This window comes from uncultured Endozoicomonas sp. (assembly GCF_947495845.1).
Taxonomy (GTDB): Bacteria; Pseudomonadota; Gammaproteobacteria; order Pseudomonadales; family Endozoicomonadaceae; genus Endozoicomonas.
On sequence record NZ_CANMAO010000007.1, the window covers coordinates 100,334 to 116,316 of the forward strand.

12 protein-coding genes are annotated in these 15,983 nt (G+C 46.7%); 7 read left to right on the forward strand and 5 right to left on the reverse strand.

The features are described from left to right. The first annotated feature begins 172 nt into the window (after positions 1-172). Entirely contained in the window at positions 173-835 is a 663-nt protein-coding gene (locus Q1B11_RS07465; RefSeq protein WP_299729968.1) for a metallophosphoesterase, read from the forward strand. Positions 836-861: 26 nt separating this feature from the next. On the opposite strand, the gene Q1B11_RS07470 is transcribed toward Q1B11_RS07465, so the two are convergent. From Q1B11_RS07470 to Q1B11_RS07485, 4 genes are all read right to left on the reverse strand, one after another. Then, positions 862-2,178, reverse strand: a complete 1,317-nt coding sequence (locus tag Q1B11_RS07470; RefSeq protein ID WP_299729971.1) for a SidA/IucD/PvdA family monooxygenase — start codon at positions 2,176-2,178, stop codon at positions 862-864. Next, positions 2,175-3,977, reverse strand: a complete 1,803-nt coding sequence (locus Q1B11_RS07475) for an IucA/IucC family siderophore biosynthesis protein (protein WP_299729974.1) — start codon at positions 3,975-3,977, stop codon at positions 2,175-2,177. The genes Q1B11_RS07470 and Q1B11_RS07475 overlap by 4 nt, the downstream gene beginning before the upstream one ends. Then, on the reverse strand, positions 3,974-4,990 hold the full coding sequence (locus tag Q1B11_RS07480; protein ID WP_299729977.1) for a GNAT family N-acetyltransferase: 1,017 nt from the start codon (positions 4,988-4,990) through the stop codon (positions 3,974-3,976). The genes Q1B11_RS07475 and Q1B11_RS07480 overlap by 4 nt, the downstream gene beginning before the upstream one ends. 63 nt (positions 4,991-5,053) lie before the next feature. Further along, entirely contained in the window at positions 5,054-6,928 is a 1,875-nt protein-coding gene (locus Q1B11_RS07485; protein ID WP_299729980.1) for an IucA/IucC family protein, read from the reverse strand. 226 nt (positions 6,929-7,154) lie between these two features. Between Q1B11_RS07485 and Q1B11_RS07490 the strand changes: the two genes are divergently transcribed. The 6 genes from Q1B11_RS07490 to Q1B11_RS07515 all read left to right on the forward strand — a co-directional run bounded on the left by Q1B11_RS07490 (position 7,155) and on the right by Q1B11_RS07515 (position 14,970). After that, on the forward strand, positions 7,155-8,423 hold the full coding sequence (locus Q1B11_RS07490; RefSeq protein ID WP_299729983.1) for an MFS transporter: 1,269 nt from the start codon (positions 7,155-7,157) through the stop codon (positions 8,421-8,423). Beyond that, positions 8,410-8,802, forward strand: a complete 393-nt coding sequence (locus Q1B11_RS07495; protein WP_299729986.1) for a hypothetical protein — start codon at positions 8,410-8,412, stop codon at positions 8,800-8,802. Before Q1B11_RS07490 ends, Q1B11_RS07495 begins: the two co-directional genes overlap by 14 nt. 117 nt (positions 8,803-8,919) lie before the next feature. Continuing rightward, positions 8,920-9,753: an ABC transporter ATP-binding protein gene (locus Q1B11_RS07500; RefSeq protein WP_299729989.1), complete on the forward strand. Its 834-nt coding sequence runs from the start codon at positions 8,920-8,922 to the stop codon at positions 9,751-9,753. After that, positions 9,753-10,655 (forward strand): iron-siderophore ABC transporter substrate-binding protein, encoded by a 903-nt coding sequence (locus Q1B11_RS07505; RefSeq protein ID WP_299729992.1) that lies wholly within the window; start codon positions 9,753-9,755, stop codon positions 10,653-10,655. Before Q1B11_RS07500 ends, Q1B11_RS07505 begins: the two co-directional genes overlap by 1 nt. Then, entirely contained in the window at positions 10,655-12,649 is a 1,995-nt protein-coding gene (locus tag Q1B11_RS07510) for an iron ABC transporter permease (protein WP_299729995.1), read from the forward strand. Before Q1B11_RS07505 ends, Q1B11_RS07510 begins: the two co-directional genes overlap by 1 nt. Positions 12,650-12,747: 98 nt before the next feature. Next, positions 12,748-14,970 carry a TonB-dependent receptor gene (locus Q1B11_RS07515; protein WP_299729998.1) on the forward strand — a complete coding sequence of 741 codons (2,223 nt, stop codon included), beginning with the start codon at positions 12,748-12,750 and terminating at the stop codon, positions 14,968-14,970. A gap of 251 nt (positions 14,971-15,221) precedes the next feature. Here the strand turns inward: Q1B11_RS07515 and Q1B11_RS07520 are convergent, their stop codons facing one another. Continuing rightward, complete coding sequence (locus Q1B11_RS07520) at positions 15,222-15,890, reverse strand: NAD(P)H-dependent oxidoreductase (RefSeq protein WP_299730001.1); 669 nt, start codon at positions 15,888-15,890, stop codon at positions 15,222-15,224. Between the last annotated feature and the right edge of the window lie 93 nt (positions 15,891-15,983).

Below are 15,983 nucleotides of genomic sequence, written 5' to 3' on the forward strand. Positions count from 1 at the left end.
ATTCTTACCTATTCAATCCTGAAGACTCGTTAATCATAGTCTTCTTACCTGAACTATGTCCTGTCATTCAGTATCAGGGTTCCAGTTATTCAAGCCATCAATTCATGATCACTTGCTACACTGCGGATATAAGTAATTGAGCAAATGATCTGCATGATTTGGGAAGAGTGATGTGAGATACCAGCATTTTGAAAAAAATACTCAGGGAAGGGACTTTGTCATAGGTGACCTCCACGGGATGTATGATCTATTAATGGAGGCATTGGCAGCGGTCAGTTTTGATCCGTCAAAAGATCGATGCTTCAGTTGTGGTGATTTGATTGACCGGGGGCCTGATTCGGAAAAATGTCTGGGTTTGATCGATGAACCCTGGTTTTTTCCAGTGCGGGGAAATCATGAGCAGTGCATGATTGATACAACCCTGAGACCTTCATCCCACCTTATTGCCCAATGGGTGACCTGCGGTGGGCGATGGCACATGAGAGTGTCTCAGGAGCAGATGGTACGTTACACAGAAAAAGCGGCATTATTACCGGTGCTGATTTCCATCGACATGCCCAGTGGACAGAAAGTTGCCATTTGCCATGCAGAATACCCATTGCCTTCCTGGGACCCTGAAAAAGCAGTCAATGATGTAGAACTGCTCAGAGCCATGCAGTGGTCCAGAGAAAAAATAGAATCCGATAACGATTCCATCGTAGAAGGAATTGACCATATCTTTTGCGGCCATACCATTGTCGATCAGGTGGAGACGTTGGGAAATACTCACTTTATCGATACCGGTGGTTTTGAAAGCCGCAACCTCACCATGATTGAACTGACCAGCCTGGTTTAAAGGCTGATCAGTTTTCCCAGATTATCTTAAATAGCCACACCCATCGGTTCTTGCCAATTGATCAGACTGGCCGGCCTGTTAATACGAAACGTTTCTTTCCCAGTGAGATCATTAATGATGGTTGCAGAGCGCCAGGCCGCCAGACTTAATTGAGGTTCAGCAATACCATGGCTGTGAAGGCCGGCATTGACGGCATAAATTCTCCGGTCATCAGGGCCATTCCATTTCACTTTGAAACTGGACGAGAGCTGGAAGCGATCAAGGGAATCCAAATTCAGCAAGGGGCGAATGGGTTCAAGGTATTGTGGCAGGTTGTTTTGAAACCCTGTGCAGAGAATCACCACATCAGCAATCACTCTCTCACCATTCGATGACAGCGCGTTATTCAGCCGAAGTTCATAATGGCCTGACTCGTTGCAGGACATATCGGTCAGCGTTCGATCCGGGAGTAATTGCCAATCTACTTCGTCCTGATGTAAATAGGTGCGATCATAGAGTTCCCGGTAAAGCTCTAATAGATAGTCCGGTGTAATGCCATCACTGGCCAGTTTCTGATAGCTGACAATGGTCTCCTTTTTATGGTCAGGGAGATTTAAAAACTGATTAACGTAGTCGGGGGTGAAATATTCGTTGGTAAATGGGCTGTCATCCAATGGTTCGAAACTGGCCCTGCGGGAAACCCACTGAACCTGAGCAGCTTTACCCCATTGGCCTCGCAGGCTATTAAGAAATACTTCTGCACCGGTTTGGCCTCCACCAATCACCGAGACTTTTTTTCCTGCAAGGTTTATTTCGCTTGTCATCAGGCTGCTGGCATGAAAACAGTGCACACCTAGAAATGGCGTTGCGCATTCTGGAACATAGGGCATTTTTCCAGTGCCAAGGCACAGGTTTCGTGCTTTATAAACCCTGTCGTTGGTTTTGAGAACAAAGTGATTATCAGAAAAATTCACTTCTCTGATCTCGGTATCAAATTGCACAGAATCCAGATTGTCGGAAACCCAGCGAAGATACTCAACAAACTCTGTACGACTGATGACCATTTTTTCTGTCGATAAAAACGAGTAGAACCGCCCTTGATTGACCAGAAAAGAAAGAAACGACCATGGGCTGGTAGGTTGTACGGCGGTAACCAAGTCTTTCAGGCAAGATGTCTGCATATGAGCACCGGGCAGCATCAATCCCGGATGCCAGCCAAAAGCAGTTTGCTTTTCAAAGAATCGGGTTGCAACATCCGGCTGACTGTCCAGCAGGGCAGCCAGGCTCATATTGAACGGGCCAACGCCGAGACCGGCTAAATCGAGGGTTTCGGTATCAGCAGTATTGATCTTTGCAAATTTCATCGTTCTTCCTTGAGTGTGGTAGCCAGAGGGTTTTTCAAAGGAGAGCCTAATTCAGGAAGCGGGCGCTCCTGTGCGTCTCCATAGCCAAGCTTGAACCGGACTCTATTAAGACAGACTCGAGCCATTTCTGGTTGAAACAGGTCAAAGAGTGCAAAACGTGTTTGCAGCTCTGGATGTGCCTTCATATAAGACTGCAGTTGCCTACCCAGAAGCTGATAAAAGCGGGCTTCAGAAAAGCCCTTTTCTGCCAGACAGGTAGAGATAAAGCGAAGAACCGTGACAAAGTGACCGGTTTGCAAATCGTGGATCAGGTATTCCGCCGGCAAGCGAGTGGTGACCGATTGAGCGTAGGTACTTAAGCTGCTCAGCTCCGGAAAGTCTTGATCTATCAAGCGCAAATCGCCTTGAAAATCTTTCAAAGCAACCCTCGCAGGTTGGTCATTCTCCAGCACCAGAGTGACATTTTGCCCATGAGCCACTAACCCGATACCGTACTTGCACAACAGGTGATAGAGCGGAGTAACGACCACATCAAACATTTTGGCCAGCCACTGTTCAGTGGTCAGTCCGGAGCGATGAATGTATTCACAGATCAATGGATAGTTGAACCCATCACGCTGAAACAATGTGGCCATCAAAATGGCGTTTTCAGATGGATGAATTTTGTCGTGTACACTGTCCCGCCAGATACAACCGAGCATTTCGTGATAACGATAGGGTGCATCGTCAATCTGTTCAAAAGCGTGGTGCGGGTAAAAGGCGCCTGCAGGCTCTTCAAGAATAATGGTTTTCCGACTGGCCAGTGTCGGATCGGATTTGACGATATCCGCCAACCAGCGTGAAATGATCGGCCCCGCATGGATGTACTTACCCGGAATGCCCCGATAGCAGGACGTATTCAGAATGGAGAGCGGCAGTTTAATATTCAGCTGTTCAGGGCGTTTTCTATTGGACAGTGTGCGTAGAGATTGCTGAGGCAGCATCGGGTCACCGAATACACCAAGGTGAATGATACGTCGGGCGGCCACTTCGCTGGCAAACATAGTCACCAGTCGGTTACGCCATTGCCAGGGATGCACTGGCATCATGAAATAGTCGGACAACGAAACGTTCAACCGTTGGCAGGTTTCCAATAGACGCAGTTTTTCATCGGAATCCAAAACCGCATCAAGAAGTTGATGGTCTGATAGGTCATCCGCAGTGGACAACTGACAGTGCTGTCGGGAAGCCGCAAGCCATTCAAGCTGAATATCTGGAAGAAACTCCGTGGCGAAGGCTTGATGATCATCCTGACCCCAGCCCATTCGTCCCTTACTCACGGTGACTTTGGGGTGGCCATCCAAATAGCATTGCAATTCGTCGTCTACCAACTCTACAAGCTCGGCAGCGGTTTTTTGCTGATAATTACTCTGAACTCTTACTTCGGCCATAAGTGTGTTGGCTAACTCTTCCAGGAAGTTGGCCAGCGTCGCAGAGGTCATTTGCAGTTCTGTTTGTGCATCGATAAAAAACTGACTGACGTCTGGTGAATGTTGAATCTGTCCACTGATTCCTGTTCTGATAATGGATGCTGAATCAATGATCAGCTGATCCCAGATACTGCGCCAGGCATGGAAGTCATAACGGATACCACTGGCAAGTTTCAGCTGAAAACCACCACACCCAGTCTCTACAGGGTTGATGGCTTCTTCCCAACTTAGCTCGCTCAGTGTTTTGGCCAGTAGTCGTTTATTCACCTGTTCCCGAAGTGCGCTCTCATTCAGGGAGGCTGACTCGGGCAGAGTCACCATTTGATTCATAGCCGAACCTCCTGAAAAAACGAACGTCGATAGCCGTTAACCAACGCTGACCGTTTATGCGGGAAATCAAACTCTTTTACGAAAGACCAGCCAGCGTGAGCCAGTAATTTGAGCAGCCTTTTATTGTCCGCTCTTGGTTCACCAACCAATCTCGCAGTTCGCGGGTCATCCAGATAAAGAAAGTGGGTGATGGACTTCATCCAGCTGCTGGAAAAGCGCGGTCCAAGAAATTCAGGATTACCAACCAGTAAATGGAAGCCTCGGTCCCATGGCTGGCAGTCATAATAGGGCGCTATGCGATCTTCCATTGCCCAGTAAACTTCAAAATAGCCAAAAGGTTCGCCATTAAATGAGCCAATCAAGGGCCAGGTTTTGCCACTGTCTAATAAAGTAGTGAGATATTCTTGAAGCTCGGAACGACTCTGTGCCATCTCCCAAAACTCAGCCACTCGTGGTTGATTCATCCACTGATGAAAGAGATCCAGATCGTGTTCAGGGTCTATGGTTCGGAAGCTAATGGTGACATCGTTCTGATAATCATAACGCTCATAGACGACGCCAGATGGTTGCTGCTGGCGAATCGGGTGTTCTACACCGTGTTCGTTTTCAGTCCAGATTTCCGTTGGAAAGTTATTGTTGCTTGCCCAGTGCCATAAGATACGGTTCTGATATAGACCCGCCCGAAGATTCAGCGCTTTACTGTCTTGAGTGATCGCCTGAATTAATTGATTGTCTGGTAATCGGTGAATCAATTCTGACGACAGAGTGATGTTGTTCAGCTCTTGATTGTGTGTATATAGATAATCCAGTGCTGCTGCAATCCAGTGATTTGGAATACTGTCGAGGAGGTCTGACGGATTTTCTGGAGACAGTTGAATTCCGTTCTGCTCACTGATCTTGAGCAGTAACGATAAATTATTGTCATTCACTAAAAGGGAGTTGGAAGACAAAGGTTGCAGTGCTATGCCTTTGTTTAGCGCATCCGGTAAAATAATTGGCGATACAGTGTTCATAGCTTTCCCTGAGTCTTTATTCTGAGCATTTGTTCTGAGGTTGTCATGATTGGTTGAACAGGGTCAGTAGCCTGATGCTTTCAGGTCATATATTGGATTGGGCATGGTGTGATACACATCCATGGGGTCATCAAGTGTGTTTTCGTTAATCGTGCCGTAGGCACAATAGAAATTGCCTTTCGACCACAATTCGCGACTGTCGAGCATATAATCCAGACAACTGGTGTCTTTAGGTTGTGCCTGACGTAGCTGTTCAAGAAATCGTCGCAAGCTGAGCAGTAATTCCTCTTCGGGAATCATGTTGCCAGCGCCCAAAGCGCTGATCACACCGAACGTTGAGTTGATGATCAGGTAATAGGTGAAGAGTCGATTGCCCAATAGGGCATCAAAATGGTGTGCTTTTTTTTCCGTACTATTGGGCAAAGTACCTGCCAAAATGGTTCTTGCCAAATAGCTGTAACCTGTACCTTGACAATCGCGAAAATAGACTTTCTCCGGGTAGCCAGAAGACATACCAAGCAACAGGTTTTGCTGGTGGGCACCAAACAACAATCCAAAGTTCGACTGGCTTCCCAGTAATGGCTCAACGACGGATGTCAGATATTTTTGGAACCATTTTTTGACAATAATATCAAGGGCAAGGTTTTCTTCTGCTGCCAGTCTTCTCATAAGATTAACTAATCTGGATTCTCCTGCCGGATTATCCTGGGTGAGACTGGCTAATAGCTCTGTGGATTGATTAGATGTTTGATTATTAAATGGGTTTTCACGAAATACGATCATCGTTTCAGACAGGGGTTCTCCATCTTTGCCTTTGATGGCGCCGTGGGCCGGTTCCGTCAGGATGTCAAAGTCTGGATAGGTTTTCTTTAGTTGTGAGCCAATGACGGATTGATATTTAACCTGATGAATTTCTTTACCGCGAATGACTTCTTTAGGTAGCAAGTGTCGTATTGAATTGGTCAGTTTCACACTGAGTGAATACTTCAACATGAATGAAGCGTGATTTGAATGAATAGCGCGCACTGAAGACGTTGCACACCAATCACTACCGTGCAAACCAAAATCGTTTAATCTATGATCCCGAAGTAAAGACTGGATGTACTCATTCTCAAGCCACCGTTGCGCCTGCCACGGATGGGCTGGTAACAAGGTATGATCCGAAGGAATATCATTAAGCAGGCTTTGAGAGAATTGTGTGTCTTCTTCTGCCAGGGATCTTGTTAATGATTTAAAAGAAAGTGAGTGAACACTGTCCGCTATTAATAGGGAATCCTGAATGGAGAACCAGTGAAGCTTGAAGCTATTGCCATACTCTGGCATATAAAGTTCTGCATCTTTCAAACTGAATTGTTCACGGCTTTTGGGCGTGGGGTGTACAGAGTGCCCCGTAATTAATGACTGTTCAGATGCTTGAAAAGTGATGAGATCATTAAAAACACTAACCAGGTTGTTTTCTCGATAATGTAATGTGGCTTCAATATTATCGATGCTAGCAAATACTCTATTTAGAAAAAGGTGTTTACTGGTTGAATCGCTTTTCCAAAGAATATCTTCTTTCACAATTAGCTCAACGGCTTCAGTAAAAGAGACTTCGCGATAGTGCTTTTTCTCTTTATTGAAGAAAAAAAGTGGAAGAATAAACTGGTGCCTACCGCTTTTAGAGAAATGGCTTAGGCAAATAACTAGCGACGCTTCTGCCATTGGAAAAGAGATAACGGCTTCAACCTCCGACGGCAAGTTGGGAAGATCCAGATAAGCCGAGGTAGTCTTTGTATTCTCAGAAAGCTTGGTCACTCGGTGGAGTGACCAGCCCTGCCATTCGCGCAATAGAGCATTAAAAAAACAGTTGGCGCTCAGTCTTTCGGCTTGCATCCTGATGCTGTTTTTTAAAGGTCGTGATGCCGATTTTTCAGCGCTGGTGGAATCACTGGTCATGCCAACAGCCGAACTTATCCGTATTGGATCAGAAGTTATTATCATGTCTTTGGTTTTATTTTCTTCTCAATTTTAATTGGTTAACTACTTAGGACAAATGACGTTTAAAAGGCTGATGAACTTGATTAAAAAAGAACCATCAGGCAATCTAGTGCGTATCGTATATGATAATAATTATCATTTGCAATAAGTCGAGCAAAAATTATTCGCTTATCAGGCACCGGGTATGCAGGAAAGAGAAAAAAGTTCTGAGGCTATGGCTCAGTCATACGACGATCAACCTATTTCATACGGACTTTGTCGGCTATTTATGGTCTTTATGCTGGGAGCTGGTCAGACAACGCTATTAATCAGCTTGCCAGCCATGATGGAAGAGACTGGCATCGGTTATGGTTTGCTCAGTGGCATGGTTGCCTTTGGTACAGGGTTGTTTATTTTATCCGCGCCTGTTTGGGGGAAACTGTCTGATCACTTTGGGCGAAAGCCCGTGGTGGTTGCTGGTGTAGTGGGCATCGCACTGAGTTTCTCACTGATTACTTTGAGTGTGCTTGCCCTGAACCAAAGCATCATAAACCGTCAGCAGGCTATTTTATTGATGTTTGTTGCGCGAGGAATCTATGGCTTATTGGCATCAGGCCTTTATCCGGCGGTTCAGGCTTGGGCGATTGATGAGGAGCCAGATAATGCCTCAAGAAGTCTCAGTCGTATTACCGCGAGCATCAATGGTGGGCGGCTTGTTGGGCCTTTAATTCCTGCATTTTTGATCGGCTGGGGCAGTGAAATTCCTATGGCTTTCATTGCTGTGCTTACAATGCTGCTGTTCCTTTGGGTTATCTTATTACCTCTGGGGCGTACTGTCGAACCCGCTCCCTCTAAGTCAGAAGAACAGTCTTTTATACGTCTTTTGTCTGTTACTTGGCCTTATCTGCTATTGGCATGTTCGGTAACTACGTTATTTGGCTTCTTGCAGTATGTGATTGGGCCAATGTTATTGTCAGTTTTTCAAAATGGGGCAGAGACTTCACGAATGCTGTCATGGTTGATGATGCTTGCTGCTTTATCCACCATTGTTGCCCACTTTTTATTTTCCCGTTGGGTGCAGGGGCAATTATCTCTTGCGTTGAAAACCGGAACGGCATTGCTGTTAATTGGCACGTTAATGATGGTTCTCGGAGATAATTTTTTGTGGCTAGCCGCAGGGCTGGTAATCAGTGCCGCATCGGTCACGTTATTAACACCGTCTTATACGACGATTGCCTTAAAGCAGTTAAAGCACCAGCAAGGTTTGCTCACTGGAACGCTAAGTATGATTCATACCACGGGTTATACCGTTGGCGCTCTGTTGGCAGGGTTTACTGCTGGGCATGATAGTTCGCTGATGGCTGTGATTGGTATTGTCGTGGCGGCCGTTGCGTTAGTGACTGCATTTCTGTGTGTTGAAGTTAACGTTGAAGTTAACAGTATTCCGATGGAGGAAAACTATGTCTGCGATTGACATGATGGGTTGGCCGGTAGTGGTTGTCTGTTTTAACTATCCGGCCACCGATCAGGATGCTGAAAAATGGCTTAATGACTTGTCCGATATTCTGGCAAAAGAGGTGCCTTTTAGCATGGTGATTCAGGCCAGGCCCAATAGTGAGTTTTCACCGCTTGCAAGAAAATTGCTTGGCCTCTGGTTTAAAGATAATCGATTGAAGCTACAAGACCACTGTCGTGGTATTGCCCGGCACGTTCAGTCGTTGGAAGAAGGCGAGCGGGTCGTCAGTGACAATATGCAAAAAGCGATGCCATTTCCAATGAAAGCGTTCATGGATTGGCAAGTGGCCAGAGACTGGGCGCTGGAAAGGCTGGAGTCCGAAGGAAGTTTTGCTTGAAACGTTAAATGCAAATCATTATCATCTGCGACCAGTGTCTTTTGCATAATAATTAAACAGCGCTCAAGCGCATAACAAACGACAACGTTTTCTAACTTTATCCAAAAAGAAAAATGAATGAATAATCTGACGCTGAGTCTTGATCAGGTTTGTTATCAAGTCGGCAAAAAACTGATCGTAAAAACAGTCAGTACTGAAATAAGACCTGGAAAAATCACTGCAATTCTCGGCCCAAATGGCTCAGGAAAAAGCACATTGCTGAAATTGATTTCAGGGCTGATTTCACCTTCAAAAGGGGCGGTGCTTTTAGGCAATAAGGCTTTACACGCCTGGGCTCGTAAAGCCTTGGCTCGAGAGCTGACACTATTGCCACAGCACTCAACGGTACCCTTGGGTATGACCGTTGAAAATCTGGTCGCTTGTGGTCGCTATCCCCATGCAGGGCCTTTCGGACGAATGAAAGCGGAAGATCATCAGGCGGTCAGCTCAGCCATTCGCAGGGTCGACATGAAAAACTATGCATCAGAACTGGTGGATCATTTATCCGGCGGTGAGATGCAGCGAGTCTGGTTAGCCATGGTGCTTGCTCAGGAAACGGGCATTCTGCTGTTGGATGAACCAACATCCTGGCTGGACATTGCCCATCAGCTCAGATTGCTGGAGATCGTGCGCCAGTTAAATCAGGAGAAGAAGACCACTGTTGTCTGGATATTGCACGATCTGAATCAAGCGCTGCAATACAGTGATGACATCGTGCTGATGAACAGCGGCCAGATTGTACGACATGGTGAAGCCCATCAGGTATTGGACAGTCAGATTATTTCGGATGTATTTGGTGTGACAACCACTCAATTTACGCCGGAAGGTCATAAAGACCCATTGTTTCTGCCGGTAGGAGAAGCGCCGGCAACACCCACTTTGCAGTCGGTGAAGAGCAGGGAAGTGGCCTGATGTCAGACGTTTTGAAACTTAACATTGTTCTGACGGTTGCCTGTAGCTTTTGGTTGCTAATAGCGCCAGTGTCAGCAGATTCGGCTGTACCTCATAAAATAGCGGCTCTCAATTGGACGCAGGCAGAAATGCTGCTCACCTTAGGCGTGGTTCCTGCCGGTGTGACGTCCATTAAAGGTTATAAAGAATGGCAGTCCAATACACCAGAACTTCCTGATGGTGTGAGAGAGCTTGGCCTTAGAACCGAACCAGGGCTGGAAACCATTGCTGCTCTCAAGCCGGATTTAATACTTGGCTATGAATGGCGTCATCGTCGTATAGCGTCTGAGCTGGAAGCCATTGCTCCAACCGTGCTGTTCACTCAGTACCCATCATCCGATGACCTGACGAATTACTATTTGCGTATGCAGGATGTTTTCCGTGGGGTTGCCCAGTTGGTGGGGAAGGAATCTTTGGCGGAGCAAAAAATTCAGGAGATGCATACAGCCATTGATCGTGCGCGTATTGCTATCGAGCAGGCGGGCTTATCGGGGCAACCGGTGGTTGTTGGTAAATTTGTTGGTATGGGGCTTGGCCTACGGGTTTATGCCGATGCTTCCATGGCTGGAGCGCTGGTGAGTGAACTTGAGTTAAAAAACAATTGGCAGAGTGCTTTGCCGGGCAGGGATTTTACCCATGTTGATTTACTAAAACTGACCACTATTGGCGATGCCAGTTTGATTATTATCGGTAGTGAAGCTGATAGCTTGCCGACAATGACAGAATCACCCGTTTGGCAGTCCCTACCGGCGGTGAGGGAAGGGCGTGTGTATTTTCTGCCTGCACTCTGGTCGTTCGGCGGACCGTTGTCAGCTTCCCGTATGGCGGCTGCTATCGCAAACCATCTGACGCCGGAGGTGTAATGAATTACTTCGGAATAATAAGGCCAGCAATGGTCACCTGTCTGATGTTAATGCTCTATCTGGCTATCGTGGTTGTATCACTGATAACTGGACCATCGGGTTTAGACCCTCAATTGTTATCTGGCTTTTCGTTGTCACCAGTGACCGGTGATAGTGAGATGGCAAACGTTATTGTAACCTGGCTGCTGTTGCCCAGAACCCTCATGGCATTGTTGTGCGGTGCAGCCCTCGGTGCTGCCGGAGTATTGATTCAAGGGGCTACGCGAAATCCATTTGCCAGTCCGGCAACGCTGGGTGTTAATGCCGGGGCTATGTTAGCGATTGTTCTTGGATCGGTTTTTCTGCCTCAGTTCACTGGTCAGTTTCCCGTCGTTGTCGCTTTCAGTGGCGCTATTTTAACGACGATTCTCGTATTTCGACTGGCTCAGGCAATCAGCGATTCGCCGGTCAATCTGGTACTGATTGGTATGGCCATGACGCTGTCGCTGGGGGCGCTCAGTGCGGGCATGCTGATGTTTTATGAAAACCGGCTGGATGGTTTGTATACCTGGGGAGCGGGGAATTTATCCCAGTTCGACTATCAACCCATTCAGCGGAGTTGGCCTATTATCGGTATGTTAACGGCGCTGGCGCTCCTGTTTGCCCGGCGGTTGGATATGATTGAGCTGGGAACAGAGCAGGCCGAAAGTCTTGGTGTTAATGTTCGTCGAACCGTTGGATTGTCTCTGCTTATCGCGGTGCTGCTTTCTTCCACTGTCGTTAGTCAGGTGGGCATGATCAGTTTTGTCGGCTTGATTGCACCACATATTGCCCGGGGGTTGGGTTGTCGGAAGGTGTGGTTGCGGCTGCTGGTATCTACTGCGGTAGGCGCTTTGCTGTTGTTGGTTGCTGATGTGGCAGCAAGGCTGATTCCTCTATTGATTTCCGATTCCCATTACAGCTTTCCTGCTGGGGTCATGACGACGGTGGTCGGTGCTCCGTTTATGCTTTTTTTGCTGACTCAGCGTAAACGGGTGAGTGCATTGGCAACCACGCCGGGAGAAACGGGCATTCAGGCATTGTTCCACTTATCTCCAGTAACATTTCTATCAGCGTTAGCTTTTGTGTTCTTACTGATCTTTGGATTCAGTCTGTTTGGTAACCTCGATTTACAATGGATCAATCTTCGCTGGCCCAGAGTGCTGAGTGCGGCCTTTGCCGGCGCAGCACTCGGGGTTTCAGGGTTGGTGTTGCAAACCCTCACCAGAAACCCACTGTCCAGCCCGGACGTTTCTGGATTAACGACCACCGGCGTTTTATTTGTAGTGCTCGGACTGGTGCTATTTCCGGGGTTGGGCAGTCTTGAAATGACCTTGTTATCCATAATGGGAAGTGGTTTTGCCTTGTTGTTATTACTGGGTTTAAGCCGTTTAACCGGGTTTAACCCGCTATTGTTTGCCCTGGCCGGATTGTGCCTTTCTGCGATGGCGGCGACGCTGATCAGTATGGTGTTGGTATTGGGCAGTAACCAATCCAGCGAGGTACTGGTCTGGTTATCCGGTAGCACCTATGCCGTGACCAGTGAACGTTTCTATTTGCTATTTATTTCTGTTCTCGCAGTGTTGCCTTTGTTGTTCGCAATGTGGCGTCGTCTGGATATTCTCCAATTGGGTGAGTACTTACCTTCTTTGCTGGGTGTTCGAATACAAGCGACAGTGGCGATTTTATTGGTCATGGTTGCCTTGCTCAGTGCGGTGAGCGTGGCTGCCGTGGGTGGTATCTCCTTTATTGGGCTGATGGCCCCTCATATCTGTCGGGTAACCGGGCTTTCCAGTCATCGACATTTAATTCCAGCCACCGCAATGATGGGTTCAATCCTTCTAGTGGGCAGTGACTGGCTATCCAGAACAGTGATTGCGCCGTTTGAAATTCCTTCTGGACTGCTGGTTTCCGGTGCCGGCGGTATTTATTTCATATTGCTGCTGCTCAGCGGTAAATACATCCAACGTCGTTAATTAATACATCCAAATTAAGAGGTTCGCAGGAAGCGAGCCCTGAATAATTACAAGGATCTAATGAGAATGATAAGCACTACATAGGAAGCTCAATAATAATGAAGATTCAAAAAGCGCCATTAGCCCTGGCGATTTCCATGGCTGGCTTTGGTCAACTGGCAATTGCTAAAGAAGTCAAAGTGACCAAACTGGACCAGGTGGTGGTAACTGCCTCCCGTTCGGAATCCAGCATTTCTGATATATCCGGCACAGTTCAGGTAATTAGTGGTGAAGAAATCGCTCAACAGAGTCAGCCGGGACAAAAGTTAGCTGATGCTCTTGAACAGCTTATTCCAGGGTTTGGTCCCAGTACGCAAACGGTGACTGACAGAACTCAGAGCATGCGTGGACGTAAAGCCTTGATTCTGATTGATGGGATTTCACAGGCTGATAATCGTCAGATTAGCCGGCATCTTTCTACGATTCGCCCGGAAAATATTGAGCGTATTGAAGTGGTTTCTGGTGCCAGCGCAATCTACGGTGGTGGAGCAACCGGCGGCATCATCAATATCATCACCCGTAAGCCAGAAGGCGATAAAATCCGCTTTGCTTCTGAAGGTGGTATTAAAATTTCTGATGGACGTTTAACGACGTATACCTTGAATCAAAGTATCAACGGGCGTGAAGGCAATTTTGATTATTTGGTAAGTGGTACTTACGAGAGTCGTGGTGGCATGTTTGATGCCGATGGCGATCGGGTTAACCCTGACCCAGCTCAGGTTAGCCGTATGGATACAGACACCAGAGATGCTTTGATCAAGCTTGGTTATAACCTGACGAATGAAAAACGACTGGAAGCAACGTTGCAACATTTTGATGATCAGATGGACTCTGATTATGCAGCCAATGCGTCATCATTAAACAGGGGGGATTCTGATGATGCTCCTGCTGCTCTGAAAGGCTTGCAGTTAAGTACCCAACCGTACAGTAAGAGAAACTCAGTTGATCTGGTTTATAAAGATCTGGATTTTTACGGTAACAATCTTCAATTACAGTCTTACTACCGTGAGCGAGAGGCTCGTTTTTATCCTTACCCTAACGACCCTTTTAAAAACAATTTACTATTTGTTAACCAGTCAACCAGTACGGCAAAAGTGTTCGGGTTTAAACTCAACCTTGATACAGATATTAATGAGGCCTTCAAGGTTTCCTATGGGTTTGATTACGATCTAGATAAAGGTGAACAAAAGGGGCGTCTGTTTGATCTTCAGGAGTATGCAAACAGTGGTGGTACCACATTTGTGCCAGAGGGCTCTGAGTATGACTATGGGCCAGCAGTTGATACAACAACGTTTGGTTTGTATTTGCAGTCCAGCTACGAGCTTACTCAGGATTTGGTATTAAATGCCGGTTTCAGGCATGAACGTGCTGCAATGGATATCAGTGATTATACGCCGCTGGCTGAAATCTGGTTTTTGCCGATTTTGGCTCCAGGCACCAACCCTACCGATCTTCAAGGGGATGTTCGAAAGTATGACGCGAACCTGTTTAATGTCGGTGTTGTCTATAAATTGAATAGCAGTAATGAAGTATTTGCCAACTACGCACAAGGCTTTGAAGTGCCGGACGCCTCAAGGATTCTTCGCAATGCGGTTAACGAAAGCAGTCCCCTTGTTGGTATAAGTGATGCTGTTGTTGGAACTGATGTATCTAATGCAAATCTGGACGCCATTAAAACGGATAGCTTCGAGTTAGGTTGGCGCGGACAGTTCGAGAGCCTTTTTGCCAGTGCTTCCGCTTTTTATAATGAATCTGATAAGACGATTAGCTTCAACGCTGACCATAATGTCGATCTGCTGGACCAGAAGAGAAAAATCTATGGTATAGAGGGAGCGCTTGAATTTTATCTGAGTGACTATTGGTCTATTGGTGGAAGCTACGCCTTTACAGAAGGAAGAAGCTACTACAAAGATGCTGGAAAGTGGTTGGATCTTCAGGCTGCAGATGTTTCACCTGAAAAGTTTACGACATTTGTAGCTTATGGTCAGGGAGATATGAATGTACGTCTGCAATCAACAAGCTTCGCAGATTATGACAAGGGCAAGAGTTACAGTAAATCTAAGAATACAGTTACCGGTTACGATATTGATGGCTACACAACGGTAGACTTGTTAGCGTCATTCAACATGCCGGTTGGTACTGTAAAGGCGGGCATTACCAATCTGCTGAATGAAGACTATGAGACAGTGTATAGTCAGTGGGCAAACTCTACTTATAATGGTCTAAGTGCACACAAAGCCGAAGGTCGTGCTTACAGCTTGAGCTATCGAGTAGAGTACTAATAAGTAGTTAGCCGCATGAAATCATATTTTCTGACCGAGTAGACAGCCGCTCTGCGGCGTTACAACTCCGGTCACATAGTTATGGCTATGCTTCCTACGTTGTGCCTTGCATAGCAACTATCCACTCGGCCAGAATTATACGATTCCAAATGGCTAACTACTTAATAGGCGCTATTGCAGCGCCTCTGTAGAAATATAAAAGCCCAAGCTCTGATCAATTGCTAATCAGAGTTCGGGCTTATACGACACATTCAATACCACTCAACAATATCCGACTCTTTCGCTCGGGTTTTCGGAAATGGCTCATTCACCCGATAACCAAACGCCACCATCACACTGACACCAAAATCCTTCGTATTCATAATACTTTCCTGTTCCAGAAGTGGTTCCAGCTTATCCTTATCGAACCCTTCGATAGGGCAGGAATCGATGCCGATCTGGGCTGCAACGCTCATCATATTGCCCAGAGCAATGTAAGTTTGTTTGCTGGCCCAGTCGAACATGGCGCGGGGGGATTCTGTCAGGCGAAAATCCCGGGTTTGGAAGTCCCGATAGAAGTCACTGATCATATCGATCACATCTTCTGGTAGCTGTTTGACGTGGCGCATGTGATCAAGAATGTATTCGGATTCATAATGCATACTGTTTTCTTTGCGGGCGAGAATCAGCACAAAGTGGCTGGCCGTTGGTAGCTGGCCCTGTGCTCCCCAACTGACGGGTTTGATTTTTTCCCGCAGTTCCGGATTTTGTATCACCAGAAACTTCCACGGTTCAAAGCCGAAAGAGCTGGGGGATAGTCGAGCCGCTTCCAGAATAAAGCTGAAGTCTTCATCCGGGATTTTTTTGTTGGCATCAAAGGTTTTGCAGGCATGACGGAAGTTAAACGCGTCAATAATCTGTTTGCGCAGAGCGGAGTTCATTCTCTTGAGTCCTGACCATATACAACACTAGTCGAATAATAAGTTTAGTGTTGTCGGGATAATTTGTGAAGAAAGCACATTTTTGTCAGGTAG

Coding starts and splice junctions, on each gene's coding strand:
- Q1B11_RS07470 (WP_299729971.1), bottom strand. CDS start 2,178: ATGAAATTTGCAAAGATCAATACTGCTGATACCGAAACCCTCGATTTA.
- Q1B11_RS07475 (WP_299729974.1), bottom strand. CDS start 3,977: ATGAATCAAATGGTGACTCTGCCCGAGTCAGCCTCCCTGAATGAGAGC.
- Q1B11_RS07480 (WP_299729977.1), bottom strand. CDS start 4,990: ATGAACACTGTATCGCCAATTATTTTACCGGATGCGCTAAACAAAGGC.
- Q1B11_RS07485 (WP_299729980.1), bottom strand. CDS start 6,928: ATGACCAGTGATTCCACCAGCGCTGAAAAATCGGCATCACGACCTTTA.
- Q1B11_RS07490 (WP_299729983.1), top strand. CDS start 7,155: ATGCAGGAAAGAGAAAAAAGTTCTGAGGCTATGGCTCAGTCATACGAC.
- Q1B11_RS07495 (WP_299729986.1), top strand. CDS start 8,410: ATGTCTGCGATTGACATGATGGGTTGGCCGGTAGTGGTTGTCTGTTTT.
- Q1B11_RS07500 (WP_299729989.1), top strand. CDS start 8,920: ATGAATAATCTGACGCTGAGTCTTGATCAGGTTTGTTATCAAGTCGGC.
- Q1B11_RS07505 (WP_299729992.1), top strand. CDS start 9,753: ATGTCAGACGTTTTGAAACTTAACATTGTTCTGACGGTTGCCTGTAGC.
- Q1B11_RS07510 (WP_299729995.1), top strand. CDS start 10,655: ATGAATTACTTCGGAATAATAAGGCCAGCAATGGTCACCTGTCTGATG.
- Q1B11_RS07515 (WP_299729998.1), top strand. CDS start 12,748: ATGAAGATTCAAAAAGCGCCATTAGCCCTGGCGATTTCCATGGCTGGC.
- Q1B11_RS07520 (WP_299730001.1), bottom strand. CDS start 15,890: ATGAACTCCGCTCTGCGCAAACAGATTATTGACGCGTTTAACTTCCGT.